This window comes from Synechococcus sp. FACHB-909 (assembly GCF_014698945.1).
In the GTDB taxonomy this organism is placed as follows: domain Bacteria; phylum Cyanobacteriota; class Cyanobacteriia; order PCC-6307; family Cyanobiaceae; genus Cyanobium.
In genome coordinates, this window is sequence record NZ_JACJTY010000007.1 from 154,156 (window position 1) to 180,455 (window position 26,300).

Annotated in this window: 28 protein-coding genes; 23 read left to right on the forward strand and 5 right to left on the reverse strand. The window is 70.3% G+C overall.

Annotation, left to right across the window (positions count from 1 at the left end; all coding sequences use genetic code 11):
* Positions 1 to 27 precede the first annotated feature (27 nt).
* The 15 genes from H6G99_RS12565 to cbbX all read left to right on the forward strand — a co-directional run bounded on the left by H6G99_RS12565 (position 28) and on the right by cbbX (position 14,272).
* Positions 28 to 309 carry a P-II family nitrogen regulator gene (locus H6G99_RS12565; RefSeq protein ID WP_094586903.1) on the forward strand — a complete coding sequence of 94 codons (282 nt, stop codon included), beginning with the start codon at positions 28 to 30 and terminating at the stop codon, positions 307 to 309.
* Between the two features lie 211 nt (positions 310 to 520).
* Positions 521 to 832: an alpha-carboxysome major shell protein CsoS1 gene (csoS1, locus tag H6G99_RS12570; protein WP_015107695.1), complete on the forward strand. Its 312-nt coding sequence runs from the start codon at positions 521 to 523 to the stop codon at positions 830 to 832.
* Between the two features lie 51 nt (positions 833 to 883).
* The gene (locus H6G99_RS12575; protein WP_015107694.1) at positions 884 to 2,296 is read left to right on the forward strand and encodes a form I ribulose bisphosphate carboxylase large subunit; all 1,413 of its coding nucleotides are present in this window, start codon (positions 884 to 886) and stop codon (positions 2,294 to 2,296) included.
* Positions 2,297 to 2,397: 101 nt separating this feature from the next.
* Positions 2,398 to 2,739, forward strand: a complete 342-nt coding sequence (locus tag H6G99_RS12580) for a ribulose bisphosphate carboxylase small subunit (RefSeq protein ID WP_094586905.1) — start codon at positions 2,398 to 2,400, stop codon at positions 2,737 to 2,739.
* Positions 2,740 to 2,811: 72 nt separating this feature from the next.
* Complete coding sequence (gene csoS2 / locus H6G99_RS12585; RefSeq protein ID WP_190611814.1) at positions 2,812 to 5,178, forward strand: alpha-carboxysome scaffolding protein CsoS2; 2,367 nt, start codon at positions 2,812 to 2,814, stop codon at positions 5,176 to 5,178.
* 7 nt (positions 5,179 to 5,185) lie between these two features.
* The gene (locus tag H6G99_RS12590; protein WP_190611815.1) at positions 5,186 to 6,724 is read left to right on the forward strand and encodes a carboxysome shell carbonic anhydrase; all 1,539 of its coding nucleotides are present in this window, start codon (positions 5,186 to 5,188) and stop codon (positions 6,722 to 6,724) included.
* Between the two features lie 2 nt (positions 6,725 to 6,726).
* Positions 6,727 to 7,041 carry an alpha-carboxysome shell vertex protein CsoS4 gene (csoS4, locus tag H6G99_RS12595; RefSeq protein ID WP_094586911.1) on the forward strand — a complete coding sequence of 105 codons (315 nt, stop codon included), beginning with the start codon at positions 6,727 to 6,729 and terminating at the stop codon, positions 7,039 to 7,041.
* Positions 7,041 to 7,292, forward strand: coding sequence for a carboxysome peptide B (locus H6G99_RS12600; RefSeq protein ID WP_094586913.1), 252 nt, complete (start codon positions 7,041 to 7,043; stop codon positions 7,290 to 7,292). The genes csoS4 and H6G99_RS12600 overlap by 1 nt, the downstream gene beginning before the upstream one ends.
* Positions 7,293 to 7,343: 51 nt before the next feature.
* Positions 7,344 to 8,027, forward strand: coding sequence for an alpha-carboxysome major shell protein CsoS1 (gene csoS1, locus H6G99_RS16430; protein ID WP_286191133.1), 684 nt, complete (start codon positions 7,344 to 7,346; stop codon positions 8,025 to 8,027).
* Between the two features lie 5 nt (positions 8,028 to 8,032).
* Positions 8,033 to 8,500 carry a ferritin-like domain-containing protein gene (locus H6G99_RS12610; RefSeq protein WP_094584741.1) on the forward strand — a complete coding sequence of 156 codons (468 nt, stop codon included), beginning with the start codon at positions 8,033 to 8,035 and terminating at the stop codon, positions 8,498 to 8,500.
* A gap of 14 nt (positions 8,501 to 8,514) precedes the next feature.
* Entirely contained in the window at positions 8,515 to 10,359 is a 1,845-nt protein-coding gene (locus tag H6G99_RS12615; protein WP_190611816.1) for an NAD(P)H-quinone oxidoreductase subunit F, read from the forward strand.
* A 7-nt stretch (positions 10,360 to 10,366) separates the two neighbouring features.
* Positions 10,367 to 11,899 (forward strand): NADH-quinone oxidoreductase subunit M, encoded by a 1,533-nt coding sequence (locus H6G99_RS12620; protein WP_094584743.1) that lies wholly within the window; start codon positions 10,367 to 10,369, stop codon positions 11,897 to 11,899.
* On the forward strand, positions 11,896 to 13,056 hold the full coding sequence (locus H6G99_RS12625; RefSeq protein WP_190611818.1) for a CO2 hydration protein: 1,161 nt from the start codon (positions 11,896 to 11,898) through the stop codon (positions 13,054 to 13,056). The genes H6G99_RS12620 and H6G99_RS12625 overlap by 4 nt, the downstream gene beginning before the upstream one ends.
* Positions 13,057 to 13,071: 15 nt before the next feature.
* Positions 13,072 to 13,317, forward strand: a complete 246-nt coding sequence (locus tag H6G99_RS12630; protein WP_094584745.1) for a 4a-hydroxytetrahydrobiopterin dehydratase — start codon at positions 13,072 to 13,074, stop codon at positions 13,315 to 13,317.
* A complete protein-coding gene (cbbX, locus tag H6G99_RS12635) occupies positions 13,304 to 14,272 on the forward strand; it encodes a CbbX protein (RefSeq protein WP_094584746.1) in 969 nt (322 codons plus the stop codon). The genes H6G99_RS12630 and cbbX overlap by 14 nt, the downstream gene beginning before the upstream one ends.
* 3 nt (positions 14,273 to 14,275) lie before the next feature.
* Here cbbX and dnaA read toward each other — a convergent pair whose 3' ends face one another.
* Positions 14,276 to 15,709 (reverse strand): chromosomal replication initiator protein DnaA, encoded by a 1,434-nt coding sequence (gene dnaA, locus H6G99_RS12640; protein WP_502707687.1) that lies wholly within the window; start codon positions 15,707 to 15,709, stop codon positions 14,276 to 14,278.
* Between the two features lie 91 nt (positions 15,710 to 15,800).
* On the opposite strand from dnaA, the gene H6G99_RS12645 reads away from it, so the two are divergent.
* From H6G99_RS12645 to H6G99_RS12655, 3 genes are read left to right on the forward strand one after another with little or no spacing between them, the layout of a single operon-like run.
* Positions 15,801 to 16,928 (forward strand): trypsin-like peptidase domain-containing protein, encoded by a 1,128-nt coding sequence (locus H6G99_RS12645; RefSeq protein WP_094584747.1) that lies wholly within the window; start codon positions 15,801 to 15,803, stop codon positions 16,926 to 16,928.
* Positions 16,925 to 17,590 carry a TIGR04282 family arsenosugar biosynthesis glycosyltransferase gene (locus tag H6G99_RS12650; RefSeq protein ID WP_190611819.1) on the forward strand — a complete coding sequence of 222 codons (666 nt, stop codon included), beginning with the start codon at positions 16,925 to 16,927 and terminating at the stop codon, positions 17,588 to 17,590. Before H6G99_RS12645 ends, H6G99_RS12650 begins: the two co-directional genes overlap by 4 nt.
* Entirely contained in the window at positions 17,587 to 18,333 is a 747-nt protein-coding gene (locus H6G99_RS12655; RefSeq protein WP_190611821.1) for a TIGR04283 family arsenosugar biosynthesis glycosyltransferase, read from the forward strand. Before H6G99_RS12650 ends, H6G99_RS12655 begins: the two co-directional genes overlap by 4 nt.
* Here the strand turns inward: H6G99_RS12655 and H6G99_RS12660 are convergent.
* Complete coding sequence (locus H6G99_RS12660; protein ID WP_094584889.1) at positions 18,276 to 18,746, reverse strand: GNAT family N-acetyltransferase; 471 nt, start codon at positions 18,744 to 18,746, stop codon at positions 18,276 to 18,278. The genes H6G99_RS12655 and H6G99_RS12660 overlap by 58 nt on opposite strands.
* A 148-nt stretch (positions 18,747 to 18,894) precedes the next feature.
* On the opposite strand from H6G99_RS12660, the gene H6G99_RS12665 reads away from it, so the two are divergent.
* A complete protein-coding gene (locus tag H6G99_RS12665) occupies positions 18,895 to 19,686 on the forward strand; it encodes an alpha/beta fold hydrolase (protein WP_190611822.1) in 792 nt (263 codons plus the stop codon).
* On the opposite strand, the gene H6G99_RS12670 is transcribed toward H6G99_RS12665, so the two are convergent.
* Complete coding sequence (locus H6G99_RS12670) at positions 19,638 to 21,437, reverse strand: ABC transporter ATP-binding protein (RefSeq protein ID WP_190611824.1); 1,800 nt, start codon at positions 21,435 to 21,437, stop codon at positions 19,638 to 19,640. The genes H6G99_RS12665 and H6G99_RS12670 overlap by 49 nt on opposite strands.
* The gene (gene hisG, locus H6G99_RS12675; protein WP_094584890.1) at positions 21,434 to 22,102 is read right to left on the reverse strand and encodes an ATP phosphoribosyltransferase; all 669 of its coding nucleotides are present in this window, start codon (positions 22,100 to 22,102) and stop codon (positions 21,434 to 21,436) included. Before hisG ends, H6G99_RS12670 begins: the two co-directional genes overlap by 4 nt.
* Positions 22,103 to 22,131: 29 nt before the next feature.
* On the opposite strand from hisG, the gene gloB reads away from it, so the two are divergent.
* From gloB to H6G99_RS12695, 4 genes are all read left to right on the forward strand, one after another.
* On the forward strand, positions 22,132 to 22,914 hold the full coding sequence (gloB, locus tag H6G99_RS12680) for a hydroxyacylglutathione hydrolase (protein ID WP_233133832.1): 783 nt from the start codon (positions 22,132 to 22,134) through the stop codon (positions 22,912 to 22,914).
* Between the two features lie 102 nt (positions 22,915 to 23,016).
* Positions 23,017 to 23,385 (forward strand): STAS domain-containing protein, encoded by a 369-nt coding sequence (locus H6G99_RS12685; protein WP_094584752.1) that lies wholly within the window; start codon positions 23,017 to 23,019, stop codon positions 23,383 to 23,385.
* A 10-nt stretch (positions 23,386 to 23,395) separates the two neighbouring features.
* A complete protein-coding gene (locus H6G99_RS12690; protein WP_158219498.1) occupies positions 23,396 to 23,857 on the forward strand; it encodes an ATP-binding protein in 462 nt (153 codons plus the stop codon).
* Between the two features lie 5 nt (positions 23,858 to 23,862).
* The gene (locus H6G99_RS12695) at positions 23,863 to 25,110 is read left to right on the forward strand and encodes a PP2C family protein-serine/threonine phosphatase (RefSeq protein WP_094584754.1); all 1,248 of its coding nucleotides are present in this window, start codon (positions 23,863 to 23,865) and stop codon (positions 25,108 to 25,110) included.
* On the opposite strand, the gene H6G99_RS12700 is transcribed toward H6G99_RS12695, so the two are convergent.
* On the reverse strand, positions 25,094 to 26,287 hold the full coding sequence (locus H6G99_RS12700; protein ID WP_286191134.1) for an ABC transporter ATP-binding protein: 1,194 nt from the start codon (positions 26,285 to 26,287) through the stop codon (positions 25,094 to 25,096). The genes H6G99_RS12695 and H6G99_RS12700 overlap by 17 nt on opposite strands.
* Between the last annotated feature and the right edge of the window lie 13 nt (positions 26,288 to 26,300).

The following is a 26,300-nucleotide window of genomic DNA, read 5'->3' on the forward strand; positions in this document are numbered from 1 at the left end:
CCCTTGCCGAACCATCGCCCCATCCCCATGAAGCGCATCGATCTCTTTCTCAGCGAACGGGAACTGAACCGTGTCTGCCGCACCATCACCACGGCCGGGGCGAAGGGCTATTCGGTGATGAAGCACGTGACGGGCATGGGCCCCTCGGGTGAGATCTCTGAAGCGATGGACTTCAGCGGGCTGGGGGCCAACGCCCACGTGATCGTGTTCGTGGAGGACGAGCTGCTCGGGGCCGTGGGCGCCGCCCTGCGGCCCCTGCTGAAGCGGTACGGGGGGGTCGGGTTCGTCTCCAGCGCCGAGCCGCTCTGAGCCTCCTGGAGGGGCCTGGGACCGGCAGGGGCGGCGCGCGGCGGGGCAGCGATCAACCAAGGCTTACTTTTTGTGTTGCACTGATCAGCTGCCCTTATCAGCCGATCCGGAAACCTTGATGGCCGCCAGGCTCCCAATCGCTTGACGGAGGGTTTGACGGAGGAGCAAGGTTGCACACGAACATTCCACCCCCCTCCTCCAGGAGCAGGTAATGGCAAACGAAACCATGGGCATCGCCCTCGGCATGATCGAGACACGCGGTCTGGTGCCCGCCATCGAAGCGGCTGACGCCATGACCAAAGCCGCCGAGGTGCGCCTCATCGGTCGCGAATTCGTCGGAGGCGGCTACGTGACCGTCCTGGTGCGGGGTGAAACCGGTGCCGTGAACGCCGCCGTCCGTGCCGGCGCCGATGCCTGCGAGCGGGTGGGCGACGGCCTGGTGGCCGCCCACATCATCGCCCGTCCCCACCGTGAAGTGGAGCCGGCGCTGAACAGCAGCTTCGGCCTGGGATCGAAGGACTGAGCGGTCAGCTGACCCTCTGAGTTTTCCATCCGAACCCATCCGAACAATCCCATGAGCAAGAAGTACGACGCCGGGGTCAAGGAGTACCGCGACACTTACTGGACTCCCGATTACGTCCCCCTCGACACCGACCTGCTGGCCTGCTTCAAGTGCACCGGCCAGGAAGGTGTGCCCAAGGAAGAGGTGGCTGCCGCCGTGGCCGCCGAGTCCTCCACCGGCACCTGGTCCACCGTGTGGTCCGAGCTCCTCACCGATCTCGACTTCTACAAGGGCCGCTGCTACCGCATCGAAGACGTCCCTGGTGACAAGGAGTCCTTCTACGCGTTCATCGCCTACCCCCTCGACCTGTTCGAGGAAGGCTCGGTGACCAACGTGCTCACCTCCCTGGTGGGCAACGTGTTCGGCTTCAAGGCCCTGCGTCACCTGCGTCTGGAAGACATCCGCTTCCCGATGGCCTTCATCAAGACCTGCCCCGGCCCGCCGAACGGCATCCACGTCGAACGCGACCGGATGAACAAGTACGGCCGTCCCCTGCTGGGTTGCACCATCAAGCCGAAGCTCGGCCTGTCGGGCAAGAACTACGGCCGTGTGGTCTACGAATGCCTCCGCGGCGGCCTCGACTTCACCAAGGACGACGAGAACATCAACTCCCAGCCCTTCCAGCGCTGGCAGAACCGTTTCGAGTTCGTGGCTGAAGCCGTCCAGCTCGCCCAGGAAGAGACCGGCGAGAAGAAGGGGCACTACCTCAACTGCACCGCCGCCACTCCCGAGGAGATGTACGAGCGGGCTGAGTTCGCCAAGGAACTCGGGCAGCCGATCATCATGCACGACTACATCACCGGTGGCTTCACCGCCAACACCGGTCTGTCGAAGTGGTGCCGCAAGAACGGCATGCTGCTCCACATCCACCGCGCCATGCACGCGGTGATCGACCGCCATCCCAAGCACGGCATCCACTTCCGGGTGCTGGCCAAGTGCCTGCGCCTCTCCGGTGGCGACCAGCTGCACACCGGCACCGTGGTGGGCAAGCTCGAGGGTGACCGTCAGACCACCCTGGGCTTCATCGACCAGCTGCGCGAATCCTTCATCCCCGAAGACCGCACCCGCGGCAACTTCTTCGATCAGGACTGGGGTTCGATGCCCGGCGTCTTCGCCGTGGCCTCCGGCGGCATCCACGTGTGGCACATGCCCGCCCTGGTCGCCATCTTCGGTGACGACTCCGTGCTCCAGTTCGGTGGTGGCACCCACGGTCACCCCTGGGGTTCGGCCGCCGGCGCCGCTGCCAACCGGGTGGCCCTCGAAGCCTGCGTCAAGGCCCGCAACGCCGGCCGCGAGATCGAGAAGGAAGGCCGCGACATCCTCACGGAAGCCGCCAAGCACAGCCCCGAGCTGGCCATCGCCCTCGAGACCTGGAAGGAAATCAAGTTCGAGTTCGACACCGTCGACAAGCTCGACGTCGGCTGATCCGACACCACGGCCCCATGCCCTGCCACCGCTGACCGAGGGTGCTCCCACCCAAGGTCGGCGGGGCCGGGTTCCCCAACCCATTTCCCACAAGGATCCCCATGCCCTTCAAGAGCACCGTGGGTGACTATCAAACAGTCGCCACCCTGGAGACCTTCGGCTTCCTCCCGCCGATGACCCAGGACGAGATCTACGACCAGATCGCCTACATCATTGCCCAGGGCTGGAGCCCCCTGGTCGAGCACGTCCACCCCAGCCGCTCCATGGCCACCTACTGGTCGTTCTGGAAGCTGCCCTTCTTCGGTGAGAAGGATCTCGGTGTGATCGTCAACGAACTGGAGTCCTGCCACCGGGCCTACCCCGACCATCACGTGCGCCTCGTCGGTTACGACGCCTACACCCAGAGCCAGGGCGCCTGCTTCGTCGTGTTCGAAGGCCGCTGATCCAGCGACCACAGCGGATCCCGGCCGGCGGTCGGGATCCATCACTTTTGATCATCCATTCACGGGGCGGACATGGCCAGAACCACCAGTCGGGAAGCAGCACTGGAGCGCCGCAAGGCCCTCACCAACGGCGGCAAGAAAGCCTCCGCCCAGTTCATGTCCTCCCCGGGACGGGTGCGCACGGCCGCTGATGCCCAGCGCACCCGCACCGAAACGGTGAGTGCCGCCCCGGCGGCAGCGGCTCCGGCCCCCGCGCCCCAGCGCCCCGCCCCCACGGCGCGGCGCGGTGGTGCCTCCTCCCTGACCTCCTCCTCGGCTTCCGGCCATCGCAGCAACGCCAAGCCGTTGGCGAACCCCAGCCGGAACCTGGTGCTGGAGCGCCGTGAGGCCCTCTCCCGCCGCGGCAAACGGGCCGACACCTCCAGTGACCGCACCCGCCAGGAGGTGATGCGCGCCACCAAGGCCAGCGCCCCCGCCACCACGGTCGCGGCCGCCACACCGGCCCCCGCCGCCGCCGCCACCCCTTCGTCCTCCGGTCTGGGCGCGTCCCTGGCCAACCGCCAATCGCGCAATGGCGAGCGCCGCAACGGCACCCCCAAGCGCACCGCCCAGCACAACCCCAGCCGGGCCATCGTCATGGCCCGCCGCGAAGCCCTCTCCAAACGGGGCAAGTCCGCCAGCGCCCCCACCAGCTCCGTCGCCGCCTCGGTGGCCCGCCAGTCCAACCCGGACATGAGCAGCCGCGAGCTGGCCCAGAAGGTGCGTGAGCTCAAGTGCAAGGTCGGCTCCGCCGGCAGCTCCCGCAGCGGCGGCTCCCGCCCCACCGGCCCCCGCCGCGGCCAGGCCAAGATCGAGGCCGCCGCCGATGCCCACTGGAAAGTCGGCGTGAGCGAGACCGTCCGGGGCCAGGTGGTCACCGGCACCCAGGCCAACCGCTCCCTCAAGACCACCGGCAACGAGGCCAGCACCTGCCGGCCCGTCACCGGCACCGAGTACCTGGGTGCCGAGATCTTCCGCACCTTCTGCCAGAGCGATCCCACCCCCCTGCAGCCCGCCAAGGTGCGGGTGAGCGCCACCACCCACGGCAACCGGGTGACGGGCAACGAGGTGGGCCGTTCCGAGAAGGTCACCGGCGACGAACCCGGCACCTGCAAGAACGTCACCGGCACCGAGTACATCTCCGCCAACCAGAGCGCCGCCTGGTGCGGCACCACCAGCCCCTCCCCCCGCAAGGTGGGCCTGACCCGCACCACCGCGGGCCGGCCGGTCTCCGGCGTGATCGTGGAACGCTCCGAGCGGGTCACCGGCAACGAGCCCGGCGCCAATCGCCAGCTCACCGGCACCCAGTACGTGGGTGACCAGTCGGAGGTGCCCGGACGCGCCCCGGCCAAGGTCAGCAGCCTGCACACCCTGCGGGGCACCGGCATCACCGGCACCCATGTGGGCCGCAGCGAGCACGTCACCGGCGACGAGCCGGGCTCCTGCCGCCTGGTCACCGGCGACGAATACATCGGCACCCAGCAGTACGAACAGTTCTGCGGCACCAAACCGGCTCCTGAAGCCGCCAAGGTGGGCTTCAGCGTCACCAACAAGGCGATGGTGGTGAGCGGCACCCGCACCGGCCGCTCCGAGAAGGTCACCGGCGATGAGCCCGGCACCTGCAAGGCCGTCACCGGCACCCCCTACGCCGGCATGGAGCAGGCCGGCACCTGGTGCTCCTCCAACAAGGTGGCCGAGATCCGCCAGCGCACTCCCGTTCGCATGGGCACCGTGATGACCGGGATTCAGCCCGGCATCGGCGGTGTCATGACCGGCGCCGAGCGCGGCGCCTGTGAGGACATCACCGGCACCCCCTACATCGGCGGTGACCAGCTGAACGAGGCCTGCGGCGCCGCCACCAGCCAGGACGCCGATTTCCCCCAGCCCCTCAGCGCCCAGCCCTGGCAGCAGTTCAGCGTCCAGTCCCCGGCCCGGGCCGCCCAGAGCTCGCGCCAGCGCCCCGGTGGCGTCACCGGCAACAGCTACGAGCAGGGCAACCGCATCACCGGCCCCTTTGACATGGCCGCCGACAAGGTGACCGGCACCGAGCAGTTCCGCTTCGATCGTCCTGGCCAGGAGCGCGTGCGGCTGCAGCAGCCCCAGGCGCCCGTGACCGTGGATGAGGACGCCCGTCCCACCTCCCGCGTCACCGGCGAAGGCATCTCCGCCGGCCTCAACATCACCGGCGACGACTGGGATCGGGGCAAGCACGTCACCGGCACCGAAGGGGCCTCGGCCCGCCGCCGCAACCCCAGCCGCGTCGGCCCGATGTCGGCGATGCCCGGCTTCCAGAACAAGCGCAACGAGGCGCTGCCCGAGCCCACCAACAAGATCACCGGATCCAGCGGCAGCACCAGCGCCGGCTCCCTGATCACGGTCTCCGGCGGAGCCCGCGGCTGAACCCCTGATGCCCCGCCGCCCGGCCCCCACGATCCGTCCCCTCGCTCCGAGAGCCCCCCGGCGCCGTCCCGATGCCCCCTCCGGCGCCGATCTCTCCCGGCGCCTGGCGGCGGTGCGGCTCGGCCAGGGAACCACCGCCAGCGCCCATCCGCTCACCGACCACGCGGCCAACGCCGCCCTGGAGAGCTACGACCGTGGCGTCAAGGACGCCTTCGACCGGATCGTGCCCGTGCTCAAGCGGCTCTCCGCCCTCCAGCACGAGGATGACTTCGTCGAGCGGGCCCAGGCCCTGGCCCAGGCGGAGCTGGGCTTCAGCCTGCCCCTGCCGATCCTGGAGAAGGCCTGGGTCAGCCAGCTCGACATGCGCAGCCTGTTCGCCTGGTGCGTCTTCGAGACCTACGAACAGACCAGCGACGGCTTCTTCCGCGACGATCCGCTGCATGGCCAGCCCGGCAGCGCCGCCGCCGAGGACTTCGACGCCTTCCTGCTCTCCTGCGGCTTCCACCTGCTGGATGTGACCCCCTGCGCCGATGGTCGCCTGGCCCATGCCATCGCCTTCGCCCTGCGGCTGCCCTTCAGCTCGGTGCGGCGCCGTCCCCATGCCGGGGCCCTGTTCGATGTGGAGAACACGGTCAACCGCTGGGTCAAGACCGAGCACCGCCGCTACCGGGAGGGCATCCCCAACCCCGCCCACGACGACACCCGTTACCTGAAGGTGGTGCTCTACCACTTCAGTTCCCTCGACCCGACCCATGAGGGCTGCGCCGCCCACGGCAGTGACGACGCCCTGGCGGCCAGCTGCGGACGCCAGCGGCTGATGGACTTCCAGCAGGCCGTGGAGAACAGCTTCTGCTGCGGCGCCTCCGTCGACCTGCTGCTGCTGGGCATCGACACCGACACCGACGCCATCCGGGTGCACGTGCCGGGCATGGACGGCAGCACCCGCCTCGATCAGTGGCTCGATGCCGCCACCGTGTACGAGGCCACCCGACACCTGCACCCCGAAGAGGCCCGTCGCCGGATCGCCGAGCTGGCGGAAGCCGCTGCGGCCAGCTCGCCGGATCCCGGCATGGTGCGCCTGATCGCCCGGCTGCTGGAGCACAACATCTCCCAGATCGACTACGTGCGCCAGTACCACGACGGCCACTACGCCGATGCGGGCCATGCCGAGCGGTTCATCGGTGTGGGCATCGGCTTCAAGGAGATCCACCTGCGCAACCTCACCTACTTCGCCTACATGGACACGGTCGAGGAGGGCGCCCCCGACATGGACGTGGGGGTGAAGATCTTCAAGGGCCTCAATGTCTCCCGGGGCCTGCCGGTGCCCGTGGTGGTGCGCTTCGACTACAACGGCAAGGTGCCCGGCGCCCGGGAGCGGGCCGTGCGCCATGCCCAGCGGGTGCAGGAGGCGATCGAGAACCGTTATCCCGACCTCTTCGCCCAGGGCCTCCTCCATGCCCTGCTGACCGTGCGTGACCAGGAGCGCCACACGCCCGCCGAAGCGGTAGGTTCCACCATCAGCCTCACCACCGCAGGAGGGCACTGACCATGTTGATCTGCAAGGTGGTCAAACCCCTGGTCTCCACCAACCGCATCCCCGATTTCGAGCACAAGCACCTGCAGGTGGTGCAGGACGGCAGCACCCAGAAGGTGGCCGTGGACGCAGTGGGCTGCATCCCGGGCGACTGGGTGATCTGCGTCGGCAGTTCCGCCGCCCGGGAGGCGGCGGGCAGCAAGTCCTATCCCAGCGACCTCACGATCGTGGGGATCATCGACCACTGGGATCCCGACGCCGGCAAGGCCACCCCGCCAGCGAGCGGCACCCCCACCGGCGGACCGGCACCCCAGGGAGGAAAGGCCTGATGGAGATCATGCAGGTCACCGGCTCCCTGGTCTGCACCCAGCGGGTGCCAGGCCTCGAGCACTGGAACCTGCGGGTGCTGCGCAGCCCCAAGGGCAAGCTCAGCGTCGCCGTCGATCCGGTCGGGGCCTCCCCCGGCAACTGGGTCTTCACCGCCAGCGGTTCGGCCGCCCGCTTCGCCTGCGGCAACCCCGAAACGCACACCGATCTCACCATCGGCGGCATCATCGACTTCTGGGAGCCGGACGGGTAGGCGCCCCTCCCATCGCCTCCACGACCGTTCCCCCTCCCCCCCGTCCGTCCCATGGCCAGCCGCACCCCCCGCTCCGGTCCCGACGCCACCCCCACGCCGGCCCCGGCCCCCCCACCGGCGGCACCGTCGGCCGCTCCAGCAGCGGCAGCCGGGGCGGCGGCCGCTGGCGGCAGCCCGCCGGCCCTGCCACCGGCGGCGGTGACCAAGCCAGCGGCCGTGGCCAAGCCGGCGGACCCCAAGCCGGTGGCCGCCACCCGGGCCCCACGGGCGGCCCGCTCCAGCCCGGCGACCCGGCAGCCGCGCCGGACCACCGCCAAGGCCGCCGCTCCGACCAGCCAGCGCTCCAGCGCCTCCAGCTCCAGCCGCCGCGGCAGCGGCGGCGCCGGCACCCCCCCCACCAAGACCCCCACTCCCCGTACCCCCTCCATGGCCCCCACCATCCACGGCATCGCCCTCGGTCTGATCGAAACCCGGGGCCTGGTGCCGGCGATCGAGGCGGCGGACGCCATGACCAAGGCCGCGGAAGTCACCCTGATCGCCCGCGAGTTCGTCGGCGGCGGCTACGTCACCGTGATGGTCCGCGGTGAGACCGGCGCCGTGAACGCCGCCGTGCGGGCCGGCGCCGATGCATGCGAGCGGGTCGGCGACGGCCTGGTGGCGGCCCACATCATCGCCCGTCCCCACAGCGAGGTGGAGCCGGCCCTGGCAGCCTCCGGCGTCGGCCGCAGGGGCTGATCCCCATGGACGCCGCCCATCCGCGCGTCCTCGGCTACCTGGGCCGCGCGTTGAGTCTGGAGCTGTCCGCCGTGCAGCAGTACATGACCCAGGCCTCCCTCGTGGAGCTCTGGGGCGACACCAGTGCCGCCGAACGGTTCCGCCAGGAAACCGTGGAGGAGATGCGGCACGCCGAACGGCTGGTGCAGCGCATGCTGCAGCTGGGGGTGGCCCCCGCCGCCTCCCAGCTGCGGCCGGTCGCCCACGCCGCCGACCTGGAGGGTCTGCTGCGGCTGAATGCGGTGCTCGAAGAGGACCTGATCCAGCACTACGGCGAAGCGATGCGCTTCTGCCTGCTGATCGGCGATGGCAACAATGCGTCCTTCTTCCGTGCCCTGCGGGACGAGGAACAGCAGCATGGGGAAGATCTGGCCGCCTGGATCGGCAGCCTTGCCACCGTCCCGTCCAGGGCCCTGCAACGGGCCACCTTCTGAGGTCCCTCCTCCCCTTGCCGGACACCCTTCCCCTGTCGATCCAGCTCAGCTGGCTCATTCCCCTTTACGGGTTCAGCGGCATGCTGCTGTCGCTGCCCTGGGCGGCGGGCTGGATCAAGCGCAACGGCCCCCGTCCGGCCGCCTACCTGAATCTCCTGGTCACCCTGCTGGCGGTGCTGCACGGCAGCCTGGTGCTGCGCGCCGTGCTGACCCTCGGTCCCCAGCACCTCGACATCGCCTGGTTCTCGGCGGCCGATCTGGATCTGCGCATCGGCTTCGATCTGTCCCTCACCAACCTGGCGGCCCTGGAGCTGGTGACCGGCCTGAGCCTGGTGGGGCAGGTGTTCGCCCTCGGCTACCTCGATAAGGAGTGGTCCCTGGCCCGCTTCTATGCCCTGGTGGGCTTCTTCGAAGGGGCCATGGCCGGGGTGGTGCTGAGCAGCAACCTGTTCATGAGCTATTTCCTGCTGGAGATGCTCACGCTCTCCACCTACCTGCTGGTGGGCTTCTGGTACGCCCAGCCCCTGGTGGTGACCGCCGCCCGCGATGCCTTCCTCACCAAGCGGGTGGGGGACGTGCTGCTGCTGATGGGGGTGGTGACCCTGTCGGCCTGGGCCGGATCACTGGAGTTCAACGACCTCTACGCCTGGTCCGCGAACGAGACCCTGCCGGCCCTGGGGGCCACCCTGCTGGGCCTGGCCCTGATCGCCGGCCCGATGGGCAAATGCGCCCAGTTCCCGATGCACCTCTGGCTGGATGAGGCGATGGAGGGTCCGAATCCGGCCTCGATCCTGCGCAATTCGGTGGTGGTGACCTGCGGCGCCGTGGTGCTGCTCAAGGTGATGCCGCTGCTGCTGATCTCCCCGGTGGCCATCGACGTGCTGCTGGCGGTGGGCACCATCAGTGCCCTCGGCGGCGCCCTGGTGGCCATCTCCCAGGTCGACCTCAAGCGGGCCTGCTCCTACTCCACCACCTCCTATCTGGGCCTGGTGTTCATCGCCATCGCCCTGCAGCAGCCCTTCATCGCCCTGCTGCTGCTCTTCTCCCACGCCCTGGCCAAGGCCGTGCTGTTCATGAGCGTCGGCAGCGTCATCGCCACCACCAACTGCCAGGACCTCACCGAACTGGGCGGCCTCGGCTCCCGCATGCCCGCCACCACCACCGGCTTCCTGGTGGGGGCCGCCGGCCTCACCGGCCTGCTTCCCCTCGGCTGCTTCTGGAGCTTCGGCCTGATGGTGGAGGGTCTGGGCTCCCGGGCCCCGTTCTTCGCCGCCGTGGTGCTGCTCACCAACGCCCTGACGGCCCTCAACCTCACCCGGGTCTACCGCCAGGTGTTCGTGGGTGCCCCCCACCCCAAGACCCGGCGGACGCCGGAGGTCAACTGGCTGATGGCCCTGCCCATGGTCACCGTCGCGGTGCTCGTGCTGGTGACGCCCTTCGTGATGGCCCGCATCGACCGGGTTCCCGGCATCGGCGCCTTCTCGAGCGGCACCGCCCTGGCCCTGGTGGGCAGCGGCCTGGCCGGGCTGCTGGTCGGCAGTCTGGTGCCCCTGGACACCTTCTGGTCCCGCTCCGTGCTGCGGCCCCTGCGGGTCCTGCAGGACCTGCTGGCCTTCGACTTCTACACCGACCGTATCTACCGGGCCACGATCGTGGCCTTCGTGGCCGGCCTGGCCCGGATCACCAACGGCTTCGACCAGCTGGTGGTCAACGGCATGGTCAACCGCATCGCCGCCGTCTCGATGGGCTCGGCCGAGAGTCTCAAGCTGGGGGTGAGCGGCCGGCTGCAGACCTACGTCTTCACGGTGGTGGCCGCGATCGTGCTGCTGGTCGGCAGCCTCTCCTGGCTCGGGGGCTGATCGGACGATGCTGAGCGCCCTGCTGCTGATTCCCTTCTTCGGCGCCCTCGGCCTGCTCTGCTGGCCGGGGGAACTGGCCACCGAGCGCATCCGCCGCGCCGCCCTGGCCCTGCTGGGCCTGCAGCTGCTCTGGAGCCTGCGGGTGCTGCTGGCCTTCGACCCCGGCCAGGCGGGCCTGCAGCTGCAGGAGTCCTTCGCCTGGGTCGACAGCATCGGCCTCGACTACCGCCTGGGCGTCGATGGCCTGGCCATGCCCCTGGTGCTCGTCAACGCCGCCCTCACCCTGGTGTCGGGGATCTGCACCCGCGACCTCAGCCAGCGCCCCCGGCTCTACTTCGCCCTGTTGCTGACGATCAGCGGGGCCGTCAACGGGGCGTTCCTTTCCGAGAACCTGCTGCTGTTCTTCCTCTTCTATGAGCTGGAGCTGATTCCCCTCTGGCTGCTGATCTCCATCTGGGGCGGCGCCAACCGGGGCTACGCCGCCACCAAGTTCCTGATCTTCACGGCCGTCTCCGGGGTGCTGATCCTGGGGGCCTTCCTCGGCCTCTCCCTGTTCACCGGCCAGGCTGATTTCGGCATCCACCCCGTCACCACCGCCCAGCTGGGCATGGGCACCCAGCTGGCGCTGCTGGGGGCGCTGCTGATCGGCTTCGCCATCAAGATCCCCCTGGTGCCGTTCCACACCTGGCTGCCCGACGCCCACACCGAGGCCTCCACGCCCGTGTCGGTGCTGCTGGCGGGCGTGCTGCTGAAACTGGGCACCTATGGCCTGCTCCGCTTCTGCCTGGGGATGTTCCCCGAGGCCTGGGCCCTGCTCGCCCCCTGGCTGGCGGGCTGGGCGGCGGTATCGGTGCTGTACGGCTCCCTGGCGGCCATCGCCCAGCGGGACATGAAGCGGATGGTGGCCTACAGCTCGGTGGGCCACATGGGCTACATCCTGCTGGCGGCCGCCGCCGCCACCCCGGTCAGCATGCTGGGGGCCGTCTTCCAGATGGTCAGCCACGGGCTGATCTCCGCCCTGCTGTTCCTGCTGGTGGGCATCGTCTACCGCAAGACCCGCACCCGGGACCTGGAGGTGCTGCGCGGCCTGCTGAACCCCGAGCGGGGCCTGCCCTTCACCGGCACCCTGATGATCCTGGGGGTGATGGCCAGCGCCGGCATGCCCGGCATGGCGGGCTTCATCTCCGAATTCCTGGTGTTCCGCGGCAGCCTGGCCGCCTTCCCGGTGGCCACCCTGCTCTGCATGGTGGGCTCCGGTCTGACGGCGGTGTACTTCCTGCTGCTCGTCAACCGGGCCTTCTTCGGCCGCCTGGCGGTGACCCCCCCGAGCGGCGATCCGGTGGCGGACTCCCGCCTGGAGGTGCGACTGCCGGCGGTGGCCCTGCGGGAAACCCTGCCCGCCCTGGCCCTGGCCAGCGGCGTGGTGGCCCTGGGGGTGCTGCCCTTCGGCCTGGGCCGGCTCAGCGAACAGGCCACCACCGCCATGGCCCAGCTGCCGGCGCTGGTGGCGGCCCTCCAGGGCGGAGGGCTGGTGTCATGAGACCGATCCCCCGCTCCCCCAAACCGCCCCTCACCTACGCCGGGGGACGCCCCACCAGCAGCGATCTGGTGGAGACTCTGCTGGCCGGTCACACCCTGCTGGCCGAGTCCCCCGATCACCTGGCCCAGGTGGTGGACGTGCTGGAGAGCTACGGCGAGGTGCTGGATGCCTACAGCATCAATCTCATCTACCAGGCCGAAAAGCAGTTCCTGAACCCCTTCCCGGTGTTCCGCTTCCTCGACGGCGACCTCAGCCCGGCGAAGATCTGGCGCCACCTGCTGCACGACCGGATCAACTTCGAATACGCCGAGTACTGCCAGAAGGCGATGCTCTGGCACGGCACCGGCGGCCTCGACGCCTATCTCGACAGCGAAGCGTTCGCGGCCAACTGCGCCGCCATCGTCGCCCGCAAGACCCGGCGCGACCCGCTGCTGGCGGCGCTCAACCCGCTGTTCCCCCAGTTCCTCACGGAACTGATCCGCTCGGCCGCCACCACCCATGCCCTCGGCCAGTTCTGGCGGGTGATGAGCGATCTGTTCCTGGATCTGGCCCGGGCCGAGCGGGACGGGCGCGTCGACTCGATCGCCTCCGTGGTGACGTTCATCAAGGAGGGCCTGGTGGCGGCGGCCGGGGCGCCGATCACCTATGCGGTGGAGATCGGCGGCACCTCCTTCTGGGTGCTTCCCCCGGAGGCCGGTCTCACCTTCCTGGGGGATGTGGCCGTGCCCTACGTGGAGGCGGTGTTCCTGCGCGGCACCCCGTTCCTGGGCACGGTGTCCTTCAACGCCCAGGCCCAGCAGATCTCCCCTGACCAGGCCAAGTTCATGTACGGCGCCCTCTACGCCGACCCGCTCCCCACCATGGGATCGGGCATCCCCCCCAGCCTGCTGATGCAGGACATGTACCGCCACCTCCCCGAACGGCTGCGCAACCGCTACCTGAGCGGCATCCGCGGCGACGGGGACATGCGGGTGAAGATCTGCATGAGTTTCCAGAAGGCGATGTTCTGCGTCACCAACGCGGCCATCGCCGGCACCTTCCCCCACCCGCTCACGACCCAGGCGCCGGTGGAACAGGCCGCCAACCGCGCCCACGCCGCCGCCTGGGCCGCCCGCCTCTGCGTGGCCCGCACCGACTGCCTCGACGATCCGGGCTGATCTAGGGTCGGACCCATGGATCAGCCCTGGACCCGTCGGCCACGACCCGATCGGCTCGAGCGCCGCATCGAGTTCGACGACTACGAAAGCACCCGCGTCTTCCTGGAGCGCCTGAACGGGCTCTCGGAGCAGGAGGGCCGCTTCCCCGACATCAGCTTCGGGCGCACCTACGTGAACCTCACCGTCCGCGCCGAAGCCGACGAGGACCCCATCGGCGAGCCGGAGGAAACCTTCGCGAAGGCCATCGATGGTCTCCTCTGAGGGCGCCGCGTCCGACGGGGAGGACGGCTCCTCGCCTCTGGAGTCGACGCTGGTGGATCTGCGGGCGGCCTATGACGCCGCCGGCATCAAGGAGGTGCTCGACCAGCTCGACCGGGAACTGATCGGTCTGCGGCCGGTGAAGGCCAGGATCCGGGAGATCGCCGCCCTGCTGGTGATCAACCGGGCCCGCACCCAGGTGGGCCTCGACACGGCGCCCCCCAGCCTGCACATGTCGTTCACCGGCCGGCCCGGCACCGGCAAGACGACGGTGGCGGCGCGGATGTCGAAGATCCTGCACGGGCTCGGCTATGTCCGCAAGGGCCATGTGGTGACGGCCACCCGCGACGATCTGGTGGGCCAGTACATCGGCCACACCGCCCCCAAGACCCGGGAGATGCTCAAGAAGGCGATGGGCGGCGTGCTGTTCATCGACGAGGCCTACTACCTCTACCGGCCGGAGAACGAGCGGGACTACGGCGCCGAGGCGATCGAGATCCTGCTGCAGGTGATGGAGAACAACCGCAACGACCTGGTGGTGATCTTCGCCGGCTACAAGGAGCGGATGGACGTCTTCTACCAGAGCAATCCGGGCCTCTCCTCGCGGGTGGCCAACCACATCGACTTCCCCGACTACACCGCCAGCGAGCTCCTGGCGATCGCCCAGCTGATCCTGGCGGCGGAGAACTACCGCTTCAGCCCCGAGGCCGCCGCCGCCTTCGCCGAGTACATCCAGCGCCGCATGCAGCTGCCCTTCTTCGCCAATGCCCGCTCGATCCGCAACGCCATCGACCGCTCCCGCATGCGCCAGGCCAACCGCCTGTTCAGCGGCATGGGCCGGGCCCTGACCAAGACCGACCTGATGACGATCGAGGCCGAAGACATCACCGCCAGCCGGGTGTTCCACGGGGAAGTGGAAGGGCTGGATCCGGCCCGGCCCCTCACCGGCGCGGGCTGAGCCTCAGCGGCGCTGGCGGCAGGCGATCTGCAGCAGGTCACGCACCTGCTGCACGCGCCTGGCCAGGGCGGGATCGCTGCTGAGCTTCTTCTCCACCTGCTCCACCGCGTACATCACGGTGGAGTGATCCTTGCCGCCGAAGGCTTCGCCGATGCGCGGCAGCGAGAGGTTCGTGTTCTGGCGCATCAGGTACATGCCCACCTGGCGCGACTGGCTCACGGCCCGCTTGCGGCTGGGGCTGAGCATCTCCTCGATGCGGACCTCGAACACCTCGGCCACCTTCTCCAGCACCTGCTGGGGGGTGACCGCCACCTCGTTGCCGACCGGATCGAGCATCGGCGCCAGCGATTCCACGGTCATCGGCAGGCCCGTGATCGAGGCGAAGGCCACCGCCCGGGTCAGGGCACCTTCGAGTTCGCGGATGTTGGAGGTGAAGCGCCCGGCGATGTACTGGATCAGCTCCCGGGGCAGGGCCACCTGCTCGGCCTCCGCCTTCTTGTGCAGGATCGCCATCCGGGTCTCCAGATCGGGGATCTGGATGTCGGCGATCAGCCCCATCGAGAAGCGGGAGATCAGCCGCTCCTGGAGCCGGGGGATCTGGCTGGGGGGCCGGTCGCTGGCGATCACGATCTGGCGGCCGGCCTCGTGCAGGGCGTTGAAGGTGTGGAAGAACTCCTCCTGGGTGTACTCCTTGCCCTCGATGAACTGGATGTCGTCCACCAGGATCAGGTCGGCGGCCCGGTAGCGGTCCCGGAAGGCCTGCATGCCGTCCTTGCGGATGGCCTGGATCAGGTCATTGGTGAAGGTCTCGGTGCTCACGTAGAACACCCGCGCCTCCGGGTCGATCTCCAGCCGGTAGTGGCCGATGGCCTGCATCAGGTGGGTCTTGCCCAGCCCCACCCCGCCGCAGATGAACAGGGGGTTGAACTCCCGGCCCGGGGCCTCGGCCACCGCCAGGGAGGCGGCATGGGCCATGCGGCTGTTGGCCCCCACCACAAAGCGGTTGAAGACGTAGCGGGTGTTCAGGCCCGCCCCGGGGCGCAGGGGGCCGGGCAGGGGCCGGGCGGCGCCGGCGGTACCGGCGGACGGAGAGGCCTGGGGCCGCTCGGGGGCCGGGGCCGGTGGCGGCGTGGGCGCGCCGGCGCCGTTCTCGCCCACCAGCTCTGGGGGCGCGCCCAGGGGTTCGGCATCGGGGGCCACCTCCACCTCCACCCGCACCTGCCGACCGGCGTGCTCGCTGGCCACCGCGGCGATCATCACCAGGTAGTTCTTGCGCAGCCAGCCGCAGGCGAAGCTGTTGGGGGCCTCCAGGCGCAGCAGGCCGTCGGCGTAGTCGCGGCAACGGGCCTGACGGATCCAGGTCTCGTAGGTGGGCTTGCTGAGCCTGCCCTGAAGATCCTGGCTCACCCGGTGCCACAGCTGATCACCCTGCTGCACCAGGAGCCCACGACGCGATGGCCGAATATAGGCATCCCCGGCCCGGAGGTTCGTCTTTAATGAATCCTTCAGCGCCGACCGCCCACCTCCGATGGTCCAGCCCCGTTTCCTGTCACGCCTCACCCTGCTGGCGGCCACGGCAGGCCTGCTGACCTCCTGCACCGGCACCCGTCTGGCCCTGCCGGGGGTGCGCCAGCCCGAGCAGCCCCCGATCAGTGATGCCTCTCCGGCGCCGACGCTGCAGCCCAGCAGCTCGGTGATCGTCGATGCCGTCGAGAAGGCCGGTCCGGCGGTCGTGCGTATCGATACGGTCAAGCGCACCGTGAACCCCCTCGGGGGGATCTTCGGCCGCGGTCCGGCGATCCAGCAGCAGCAGGGCCAGGGATCGGGCTTCATCACCCGCTCCGACGGGGTGCTGCTCACCAACGCCCACGTGGTCGAGGGCGCCAGCGAGGTGAGCGTCACCCTCCCCGACGGCCGCAGCTTCACCGGCAAGGTGCTGGGGGCCGACCCCCTCACCGACGTTGCGGTGGTGAAGGTGGTGGCCTCCAAGCTGCCGGTCGCCACCCTGGGCGATTCCAACAAGGTGCGGCCGGGGGAATGGGCGATCGCCATCGGCAACCCCCTCGGCCTCGACAACACGGTCACGGCCGGGATCATCAGCGCCATCCAGCGCACCAACGCCGTGGGTGAGGGCCAGCGCGTGCCCTACATCCAGACCGACGCGGCCGTGAACCCCGGCAACAGCGGCGGCCCCCTGATCAACGACCGCGGCCAGGTGATCGGCATCAACACCGCCATCCGCCAGGCGCCGGGGGCCGGCCTGAGCTTCGCGATCCCGATCAACACGGCCCGCCAGATCGCCGCCCAGATCCTCGAGCGCGGCTACGCCAGCCACCCCTACATCGGCGTGCGCCTGCAGGCCCTGACGCCCCAGCTGGCCAAGGAGATCAACGCCACCACCAACGAGTGCCGCCTGCCGGAGGTGAACGGCGTGGTGGTGGTCGAAGTGATGGACAACAGCCCGGCGGCCCGGGGCGGCCTCAAGCCCTGCGACCTGATCGAGAAGGTGGGCGACAAGGCGGTGAAGAACGCCTCGGAGGTGCAGCTGGCCGTCGACCGGGGCAGGGTGGGCGAGCCGCTGACGATCACCGTGCAGCGCAACGGCTCCCGGCAGAACCTCACCGTTCGTCCCGCCGAACTGCCGCGCGAGGGTTGAGACCGCCGAACGGCCGGGGAACCGGGCCGCCCCAGCTGGTGATGCTGGCCCGCTGGCCGGCGCCGGGTCGCTGCAAGAGCCGTCTCGTCCCCGGCGTGGGGACCCGGCGGGCGGCCGCGATCCAGGCCCGCCTCACCCAGCACGGTCTGGCGGCCGCCGCCCAGGCCCGCCGGGCCATGGCCAAGGCCGGCTGCGATGGACGCCCCGGGGCCGGGCTGCGGCTGGTGCTGGCCACCAGTGGCCTGGGCCCCGGGGCCGCGGGCCGCTGGGCACGCCGGCTCGGTGTCGACCGGGTGGTGGACCAGGGATCCGGCAGCCTCGGCCTGCGGATGCAGCGCCAGATGCGGCGCGGCTGGCGGGAGGGGGCCGCCGCGGTGGTGCTGATCGGCAGCGACCTGCCGGAGCTGGCGGCCGACGACCTGCTGGCCGCATTCCAGGCGCTCGAGCACAGCGACCTGGTGCTGGGTCCCGCCGGCGACGGGGGCTACTGGCTGATCGGCCGGCGCCGGGCGACGCCCCAGGTGTTCAGCGGCATCGACTGGGGCAGCGACCGGGTGCTGGAGCAGACCCTGCAGCTGGCCCATCGCTCGGGCCTGAGCACGGCCCTGCTGGCGGAGCGCCACGATCTCGACCGTCCCGCCGACCTGGACCGCTGGCGATGAGCCCGCCCCTGAGCGTGGTGATCGCCGCCCGTGACGAGGCCCAGGGCCTGCCGGGGCTGCTGGCCGATCTGGCCACGGCGGCCGACCTGGTCCGGGAGGTGGTGGTGGTGGATGGGGGCAGCACCGATGCCACCCCGCGGCTGGCCGCCCTGGCCGGCGCCCTGGTGCTCCACCAGGGCGGTGGCCGCGGCGGCCAGCTGGCCGCCGGGGTGGCCCGCAGCACGGCCCCGTGGCTGCTGCTGCTGCACGCGGACGTGCGCCTGCCGCCGGGATGGGCCGAGGCCCTGGCCGCCGCGATCGGCGGCGGTGCGTCCACCGCCTGGGCCTTCCGGCTGCGCATCGCCGGCGACGATCCGGCCCTGCGCCTGGTGGAGCTGGCGGTGGAGCTGCGCAGCCGCTGGCGCCAGCTGCCCTACGGCGACCAGGGGTTGCTGCTGGCCCGGCGCCTGCACGATGCCGCCGGCGGGATCGCCCCGCTGCCCCTGATGGAGGACGTGGAGTTCGTGCAGCGGCTGCGGCCCCTGGCCAGGATCGCCCTCCTGGCGCCCGCCCTGCGGGTCAACGGCCGGCGCTGGCGACGGCTGGGGGTGTGGCAGACGATGCTGGCCAATGCCCGCCTGCGCCGCGACTGGCGCCGCGGCACCCCGGTGGAGCAGCTGGCCGCCCGCTACTACGGCCCTGCCTGTCAGGGGGCGTACCAGAAGGCGCAGCGGCGCTGCAGCGGCTCCAGCTCCCAGCCCTGAGCGGCATAGAAGCCCACCACGTCGGGGTCGGCGAACAGGCTCACCCGGTCGATGCCCATGGCCCGCAGCTGTTCGAGCACGTAGTCCATCAGCTCCTTGCCCAGCCCGGCTCCCTGGTAGCGGGGATGGACCGCCACATCCCAGACCGTGGCCTCCACCACCCCGTCGCCGGTGCAGCGGGCGAAGCCCACCAGCCGCGGCAGGCGGGCGTCATGGCGCCAGAGCCCCACCTGGAGCAGGCTGTGCTGGAGGGCCTTGCGCACGCGCCGCAACGGGCGGCGGCTCCAGCCCACGGCATCACAGAGCGCTTCCAGCTCGATCAGGTCGATCGGCCGGGCCTGGCTGAGCACCAGCTCCAGGCTGGGGTTGGGGCAGGCGCAGAGGCGATGGCCGGGCCCGTAGAGGTCGGTCATCAGCGGAAGGGTCCCGGGCACGGCGAGAGGGCTACGCGTTCTGAAGATCCTGACGGATGCCAGCCGGACTGCGGCAGGGTGGGGGATCGACGCGGCCCCCGTCCTGAGCGTCCCCTCCACCGGCTCCGATCGGACCCAGGCCGCTGCGGTGACGCCTGGGTCCCCCCTGCTGGTGGGCGTGCATGGCTGGTTGCTGGCGGGACGTCTCTGGCACCCGCTCCAGCGGGAACTGGCGCCCCGCTGGACGCTGTGGTCCCCCGATCTGCCCGGATTCGGCGGCAGCGAGCGGCCCCGGGGGCTGCAGGCCAGCCTGGCCAGCTACGGGCGCTGGCTGGCGGAGGCCGTCCAGCGGGAAGCCGCCGGGCGACCGGTGGTGCTCCTGGGTCACTCGCTGGGGGGCAGCGTGGCGCTGCATGCGGCGCCCCTGCTGGGGGGACAGCTGCGGGGCCTGGTGCAGATCGCGGCCGGGGGCGGTGTGTTCCAGCCCCGCCCCTTCGCCCGGGTGCGCCGCGGCGGGGCCGCCTTCCTGCGCTGGCGGCCGTCCTGGCTGGCCCGTCTGCCGGGCACGGAGGCGATCCGCAGCCCGCTGCTGGCGGACGTCCGCGCCGCCCGGGGGCTGCTGGCCTGCAGCACCAACCGGGGCGCCGTGCGTCAGCTGCCCAGGCTGGCCGCCGCCCTCACGGTGCCCAGCCTCTGGCTCGCCGGCAGCCGCGACCAGGTGATGGAGCCCCGCTACGTGCGCCACCTGGCCGGCTACAGCCCCGACCACCAGCTGGCGATCCTTCCCGGGCTGGGCCACCTGCCGATGCTCGAGAACCCCCGCGCGCTGGCGGCCCTGATCGACGCCTGGCTGGCGGACGACCTGGGCCTGTCGTCCGAGCCGCCCGGGCCTCAGAGCGTGGCCAGTCCCTTCTCCTGCAGCTCCGCCAGCTGGGCGTAGAGCCCGCCGACGGCCCGCAGTTCGCGGTGGTTGCCCTCCTCGATCAGGCGGCCGCGGCGCAGCACCAGGATCCGGTCGGCGGCCTCGACGGTGGCCAGGCGGTGGGCGATGACGATGGCGGTGCGGCCGCTGAGCAGGGTGTCGAGGTCCCGCTGCAGGGTGGCCTCGGTGGAGGGATCCATGAAGGCCGTGGCCTCGTCCATCACCAGCACCGACGGGTCGCGGATCGCCACCCGCGCCACCGCCAGCAACTGGCGCTCGCCGGAGGAGAGGTTGCCGCCCCGCTCACGCAGCTCGGAGGCCAGGCCATCGCCCAGCCGGGCCAGCAGGGGGCCGAGGCCGAGGTCGCTGCAGAGGCGCTCCAGATCCTCATCGCTGATGGCCGCATCGAGGCGCAGGTTCTCCGCCACGTTGCCGCTGAACAGGAACGTGTCCTGCAGCACCACCCCCAGGCGGCGGCGCAGGGTGGCGATCGGCAGCTCGCGGATGTCGACGCCATCGAGGCGGATGGTTCCCTGCTGGGGTTCGTAGAGCCGGCAGAGGAGGCGGATCACGGTGGTCTTGCCGGATCCGGTGGGCCCCACGATCGCCACGTGCTCACCGGGGGCAATGCGGAAGGAGAGATCGGTGAGGATCGGGTCGTCGGGGCGGTAGGCGAAGGAGACGTTCTCGAACTCCACCTCGCCGGGGCTGAACCGTTCCGCCCCCGACACCATGGCGGCGGCGCTGCGCTGGCTGGTGGGCAGATCGGCGATCTCGATCGGCTGCTCCAGCAGCTCGCCGATGCGCTCCACCGCCGTGAGGCCCCCCTGGATCTGGGTGAAGCGCTCCGCCAGCTGGCGCAGGGGGTCGAACACCCGCTGGGAGAAGAGGATGAAGGTGGTCAGGGTGCCCAGGCCCATCGCCCCACCGGTGACCATGGCGCCGCCGAGGGCCAGCACCATCGCGACGGCCGCCAGGGCCACCCACTCGATGAAGGCGGAGATGGCGCTGTCGTAAAAGATCGTGCCCGTCACCGCCCGGCGGTAGGCGTCGGTGGTGTGGGAGAAGCGCTGGCCGTTGACGGCCTCGCGGCGGAACATCTGCACCACCTCCAGACCCTGGAGGTTTTCCTGGAGGTCGGCGTTGAGCTGGCCCAGCTCCTCGCGCACCCGGTAGTTGGCCTTGCGGTAGCGGCCCTGGAGCCAGAGCACACCGAGGGTGACGGGCACCTGGCTGACGAGCAGCAGCAGCCCCAGGCGCCACTCAATGGAGAGCATGGTGAGCCCGATCACCAGCAGGGTGACCAGATCGGAGAGCACCCCCACCGCACCGCTGCCGAACACCTCGGCCAGGGCATCGACGTCGCTGGTGAGGCGGGTGAGCAGCTTGCCCACCGGCGTGCGGTCGTGGAAGCGCAGCGACAGGGCCATCGCATGGCGGAACAGGTCGTCGCGGATGCGCGCCGTGAGGCGCTGGCCCACCACCTGCACGTTGTAGGTCTGGGTGCCCTGGAGGGAGAGGCGCAGCAGCACCGCCGCCAGCAGCATCGCCACCAGCACCCGCAGGGCCGTCGGTACCGACAGGGGGGTCAGCCAGGGCAGCACCTCCTCGCCCCGGAGCTTGGAGATCACCTGGCCCACCAGCAGCGGCTGCACGGAGGCCGCCAGGGCCAGGGGAATCAGCAGCAGCAGGGACAGCAGCAGCCGCTTGCGATCGCGGCCCAGGTAGGGCAGCAGGCGCCGCAGTCGCTGGCCATCGAGGCTGCTCATCGGGCCGGCACCTGGGCGGCAGCGACGCGCTCCACCAGGCCCTGGAGGGTGCCGTCATCGAGCCGCAGGGCCAGGGGATGACCGATCAGCCGGGCCGTGCTGCTGAACAGGTCCTCGATCGCCACCAGGCCGTTGTCCCGCAGGGTGCGGCCGGTGGCCACCAGATCGACGATCGCCTCGGACATCCCCGTGATCGGCCCGAGCTCCACCGAGCCGGTGAGATGGATCAGCTCCACCGGCAGATCCAGCTGCTCGAAGAAGGCTTCGGCGCAGCGGGTGAACTTGCTCGCCACCCGGCAGTGGGCCGGCAGGTCGGCGGCGCGGCGGTAGCCGCTGCTCGCCTTCACCGCCACCGCCATACGGCAGCCGCCGAAGCCCAGATCCACCAGCTGGGCCACCGGCAGCTGGTGCTCCCGCAGCACGTCGTACCCCACCACCCCGAGCTGGGCCTGGCCGTAGGCCACATAGACGGGCACATCGGCGTTGCGCACCAGCAGGGCCCGGGCGGTGCCACAGCGGCTGGGCACCATCAGCAGACGGTTGTCCTCCTCCAGCAGGGCGGAGAAATCGAGGCCGGCCGACTGGAAGCGGCGCACCGAGTCCTTCAGCAGGGCGCCCTTGGCCAGGGCGACGGTGATCGGGGACCGCTGGTTCGCGGTGATCATGGAAGCCAGCAGCAACCTGGACTGTAACGATGCCGGATCATGCCGAAGCCGCCGTCGCAGCCGGAGCCCCGGCGCCACTACCGGAGCCCCTGCAGGTGGCGCTGCTGCCGGTGCTGCGGGACAACTACCTGTTCGTGCTCCACGACGGTCGGCGGGCGGTGCTGGTGGACCCGGCGGTGGCGGAGCCGGCGATCGCCTGGCTGAAGCAGCGGCACCTGGAGCTGGTGGCCGTGCTGCACACCCACCACCACAGCGATCACATCGGTGGCACCCCCGCCCTGCTGCGGGAATGGCCCCGGGCCGAGGTGGTGGCGGCCCGCGACGACCGGGAGCGGATCCCCTTCCAGACCCGGGGGGTGGCGGACGGCGATCACTTCACCCTGCTGGGTCAGCCGGTGGAGGTGCTGGCGGTGCCGGGCCACACCCGCGCCCACATCGCCTTCCACCTGCCCCTGCAGGGGGAGCTGTTCTGCGGGGACACCCTGTTCGCCGCTGGCTGCGGCCGGCTGTTCGAAGGAACCCCCGAGCAGATGCACCGTTCCCTGCAGCGGCTGGCCGCCCTGCCGGAGACCACCCGGGTGTGGTGCGCCCATGAGTACACCGAGGCCAACCTGCGCTGGGCGGCGGCGCAGCGGCCCGGGGACGGGGCCATCGCCGAACGGCTGGCCGCGGTGTTGCTCACCCGTGCCCAGGCCGGACCCACCATCCCCAGCAGCATCGGCGAGGAGCGCCGCACCAACCTGTTCCTGCGGGCGGCGGATCCCCGGGAACTGGCCGATCTGCGCCGCAGCAAAAATGACTGGGCTGGATGAGCGGCGAAACCGAATGTGTTGTGCGACACAACGCCCTGTTTGCATTGTCAGGTGATGGCCCTCGACAGGTAATCTCATCAGGTTGAATTTCCAGCGGACAGGATGGAAACGGCTTCAATCCGATCGGATGATGTCCTGGAGGCCGACGGTTCGACGAAGCTGCGTAGGGTTGTTCTTTCCGGCCGCCTCGACATGCTCGGCATGGAAGAGATTTCCCTGAAGCTCACCTCCCTGACCGCCATCAAACCTCTGCCGGTGATTCTTGATCTCCGGGAAGTCAGTTTTCTCGCTTCCATCGGGATTCGCAGCATCATCTCCAGCGCCCGGGCCCTGGATCAGAAAGGTGGCCGCATGGTGATTCTCCTTGGCGGCAACGAGCTGGTGCAGGCGACGCTGGAGTCCACAGGGATCGATGACGTGATTCCGATGGTCTTTGATGCGGATCAGGCCGAACGGGACGTGCTGGCCTGAGACCGCTGCGATGGCGCCGCCCCTGCCCGAAACCCTCAGCCTGTTGCTGCAGCCCAACCCACTGGAACTGCGGCGCTGCTCGGATTGGCTCCAGGCCACCTGCCAGCGGCTGGATGTCCCCGCAGCTTCCAGCGGCAAGCTCGACCTCTGCCTCAACGAGGTTCTGGCCAATCTCATCGACCATGGCGGCGCCAGAGCGTCCAGCTGCCCGGTGCAGCTGACCCTGGAGCGGGTCGATGGCGACGAAGGTGGCGACGACCGTGGCCTCGCCACCTTGACCATCAGCGATGCGGGAGCTCCCTTCGACCCCCTGTCCTTCAGCCGCGAGCCCTTGCCCCGCACCCTTCAGGAGGCGGAGCCCGGCGGGTTGGGACTGCTGCTGGTGAATCGATTCATGGATGAATGCAGCTATCGGCGGGAGGGGGACAGGAACGTGCTTAAGCTCAGCATCCGCTGGTTGAAAAGCCCCTGATCGGCATGAGCGTTGAGCCCTCGCTCTCCCTGGACCTGTCCAAAAAAGCCTCCCTTCCCTACAAGAAAATCCCGCTGTTTCGGAATGTCAAGAGAAAGCACCTGAAGGCGGCAGTCAGCCGTTGTGAGCTGCTGCCCCTGGCTCCGGGCCATGTGCTGCTCAGCCCAGGACAAACGAACGCCGACATCTTCATCATCGTCGCCGGAACCGTCTCGGTTCATCTGGGCGCCGATGGTTATCGGGGCAAGGGGATGGCGATTCCCGTCGGCCAGTGCATCGGCGAGTTCTCCGCCATCGACGGACGACCGGCCTCGGCGCTGGTGCGTGCCGAAGATGATGCGATCGTGCTGAGGATTCCGCAGCATGTGTTCTGGTCGCACATGGTGCAGCTCCCCGGGGTCGCGCGCAACATGATGATCTCCCTGGTGGAGCGCACCCGGCTGACCAACCAGCTGACCCTGGAGGCCCAGCGGGAAGCCCTGGAACTCTCCCATCTGCGCAAGGAACTGGACCTGGCCCGTGACCTGCAGCGGACCATGCTGCCGCCGCAGGGACGTCTGTTCGCCGAGCATCCGGGAATCGAGCTCGCCAGCCTGATGGAGCCGGCCACCACCGTGGCCGGAGATTTCTTTGATGCCTTCTTCGTCGACAGCAACCGACTGTTCCTCTGCATCGGCGACGTCTCCGGCCATGGTCTCGGAGCCGCCCTGTTCATGGCCCGCACGGTCGGCCTGCTCAGGGTGCTGGCCAACACGGAGTCCTCGCCGGATGCCGTTCTTCAACGACTCAACGACACCCTCAGCGAGGGCAACGAGGCGAGCCTCTTCGTGACGATGTTCTGTGGCTTTCTGGATCTGACCTCCGGCCAGTTCAGCTACTCAAACGGCGGCCATTGCCCGCCCCTGCTGCTGCACGCTGGGGAGAGCCATCCGATCCCGCTCCCCCGCGGGGCCCTGCTGGGTGTGTTTCCCGGCCGGACCTACCGGAGCCAGGCCCTGCAGCTGGAACAGGGCGACCTGCTGATGATCTACACCGACGGCGTCACCGAGGCGGAGAACATCGCCGGCGAACCCTTCGGCGTCCAAGGGTGCCAGCGCCTGCTTGCGGAGACGGGCCAGGCCCCGCTCGATGCCCTGATCGATGGCCTGCGCCAGAGCCTGCGGGGCTTCACCAGCAGCAACCACCTCGAGGACGACGCCACCCTGCTGCTGCTGCGGCGCCCGCCAGCCCCCTGGGTCAGCCAGGGGAGCTGAGCCCGGCGTTGTGACCCGAGGGCAGCGTCACCAGCGGCCGGCCACCGGGGAACAGCAGCGCCGACTCGCCGGCACGGAACCGCAGCCGTCCCCGGCGGCCATGGGGGTGGTCGGCCTCCAGGGGCGCCCGCCAGCGCAGCCGCTGGTCACCGAGCTGCACCTGGTAAAGCCACTCTCGGCCGAGGAACTCCCTGCCGCTGATCCAGGCGGATCCATCGTCCCCGGGCAGGAACTCCAGGGCCTGGGGGCGGACCATCACCTCAACGGCCCCGGACCCCCCGGAGCCGTCGTACCCCCCGGAGAGCGGCTCGAGCTCGCCGAGGACGGTCTGCAGCCGCCGGCCGCGCCAGGTGGCCGGCAACAGGTTGGACTGGAGCACGAACTGGCCGACGAAGGCGGTGGCGGGCTGGTCGACCAGCTCCCGCGGCGGGGCGCACTGGTGCAGCACCCCGTCGCGGAGCACGCCCACCCGGTCGCAGATCGCCAGGGCTTCCTCGGGATCGTGGGTCACCATCAGGCCGCTGGCGCCGCAGCGGGCCAGCACGGCGGGCAGCTCGCTGCGCAGCCGTAGCCGCACCTCCACATCCAGGTTGGAGAAGGGCTCATCGAGCAGCACCACCGAGGGGGACGGCGCCAAGGCGCGGGCCATGGCCAGGCGCTGGCGTTGGCCGCCGGAGAGCTCGTGGGGGTAGCGGCGCTCCAGGCCGCCCAGACCCAGCAGATCGAGCAGCCAGGCCACCCGGGCGGTGTCCTGGCCGCGGCGCAGGCCGAAGCAGGCGTTCCGCCAGGCATCGAGATGGGGGAAGAGGGCATCGTCCTGGAACACCATGCCCACACCCCGCCGCTCGGGTGGCAGCAGCCGATCCGGGCCCGCCACCGTCTGGCCGCCGATGCGGATGGTGCCGCGGCCAGGGCGCTCGAAGCCGGCGATCAGGCGCAGCAGGGTGGTCTTGCAGCAACCGGAGGGCCCCAGCAGCCCCACCAGCTCGCCGGCCCCGAGGACGAGGTCGATCCCCTGGAGGGTCCAGGTGGAGACGTCGCGGCCCGGGTAGCGGTACCAGAGGTCCTCGATGCGGACGTGGGCGCCGGGGCCTGTGACATCCCCGGGGGTGACGGCCGTGGCGGCGGCGGTGGACGGCGTGACGATGGTCGTGGCGATGGTGTTGGAGTAGGCCATAAGATCCCAGTCC

Coding starts and splice junctions, on each gene's coding strand:
- H6G99_RS12580 (WP_094586905.1), top strand. CDS start 2,398: ATGCCCTTCAAGAGCACCGTGGGTGACTATCAAACAGTCGCCACCCTG.
- H6G99_RS12600 (WP_094586913.1), top strand. CDS start 7,041: ATGGAGATCATGCAGGTCACCGGCTCCCTGGTCTGCACCCAGCGGGTG.
- H6G99_RS12610 (WP_094584741.1), top strand. CDS start 8,033: ATGGACGCCGCCCATCCGCGCGTCCTCGGCTACCTGGGCCGCGCGTTG.
- csoS4 (WP_094586911.1), top strand. CDS start 6,727: ATGTTGATCTGCAAGGTGGTCAAACCCCTGGTCTCCACCAACCGCATC.
- H6G99_RS12630 (WP_094584745.1), top strand. CDS start 13,072: ATGGATCAGCCCTGGACCCGTCGGCCACGACCCGATCGGCTCGAGCGC.
- gloB (WP_233133832.1), top strand. CDS start 22,132: ATGCCGGATCATGCCGAAGCCGCCGTCGCAGCCGGAGCCCCGGCGCCA.
- csoS1 (WP_286191133.1), top strand. CDS start 7,344: ATGGCCAGCCGCACCCCCCGCTCCGGTCCCGACGCCACCCCCACGCCG.
- H6G99_RS12700 (WP_286191134.1), bottom strand. CDS start 26,287: ATGGCCTACTCCAACACCATCGCCACGACCATCGTCACGCCGTCCACC.
- H6G99_RS12695 (WP_094584754.1), top strand. CDS start 23,863: ATGAGCGTTGAGCCCTCGCTCTCCCTGGACCTGTCCAAAAAAGCCTCC.
- H6G99_RS12575 (WP_015107694.1), top strand. CDS start 884: ATGAGCAAGAAGTACGACGCCGGGGTCAAGGAGTACCGCGACACTTAC.
- H6G99_RS12685 (WP_094584752.1), top strand. CDS start 23,017: ATGGAAACGGCTTCAATCCGATCGGATGATGTCCTGGAGGCCGACGGT.
- H6G99_RS12590 (WP_190611815.1), top strand. CDS start 5,186: ATGCCCCGCCGCCCGGCCCCCACGATCCGTCCCCTCGCTCCGAGAGCC.
- H6G99_RS12645 (WP_094584747.1), top strand. CDS start 15,801: ATGGTCCAGCCCCGTTTCCTGTCACGCCTCACCCTGCTGGCGGCCACG.
- csoS1 (WP_015107695.1), top strand. CDS start 521: ATGGCAAACGAAACCATGGGCATCGCCCTCGGCATGATCGAGACACGC.
- csoS2 (WP_190611814.1), top strand. CDS start 2,812: ATGGCCAGAACCACCAGTCGGGAAGCAGCACTGGAGCGCCGCAAGGCC.
- H6G99_RS12660 (WP_094584889.1), bottom strand. CDS start 18,746: ATGACCGACCTCTACGGGCCCGGCCATCGCCTCTGCGCCTGCCCCAAC.
- hisG (WP_094584890.1), bottom strand. CDS start 22,102: ATGATCACCGCGAACCAGCGGTCCCCGATCACCGTCGCCCTGGCCAAG.
- H6G99_RS12690 (WP_158219498.1), top strand. CDS start 23,396: ATGGCGCCGCCCCTGCCCGAAACCCTCAGCCTGTTGCTGCAGCCCAAC.
- H6G99_RS12625 (WP_190611818.1), top strand. CDS start 11,896: ATGAGACCGATCCCCCGCTCCCCCAAACCGCCCCTCACCTACGCCGGG.
- H6G99_RS12620 (WP_094584743.1), top strand. CDS start 10,367: ATGCTGAGCGCCCTGCTGCTGATTCCCTTCTTCGGCGCCCTCGGCCTG.
- H6G99_RS12655 (WP_190611821.1), top strand. CDS start 17,587: ATGAGCCCGCCCCTGAGCGTGGTGATCGCCGCCCGTGACGAGGCCCAG.
- cbbX (WP_094584746.1), top strand. CDS start 13,304: ATGGTCTCCTCTGAGGGCGCCGCGTCCGACGGGGAGGACGGCTCCTCG.
- H6G99_RS12565 (WP_094586903.1), top strand. CDS start 28: ATGAAGCGCATCGATCTCTTTCTCAGCGAACGGGAACTGAACCGTGTC.
- H6G99_RS12670 (WP_190611824.1), bottom strand. CDS start 21,437: ATGAGCAGCCTCGATGGCCAGCGACTGCGGCGCCTGCTGCCCTACCTG.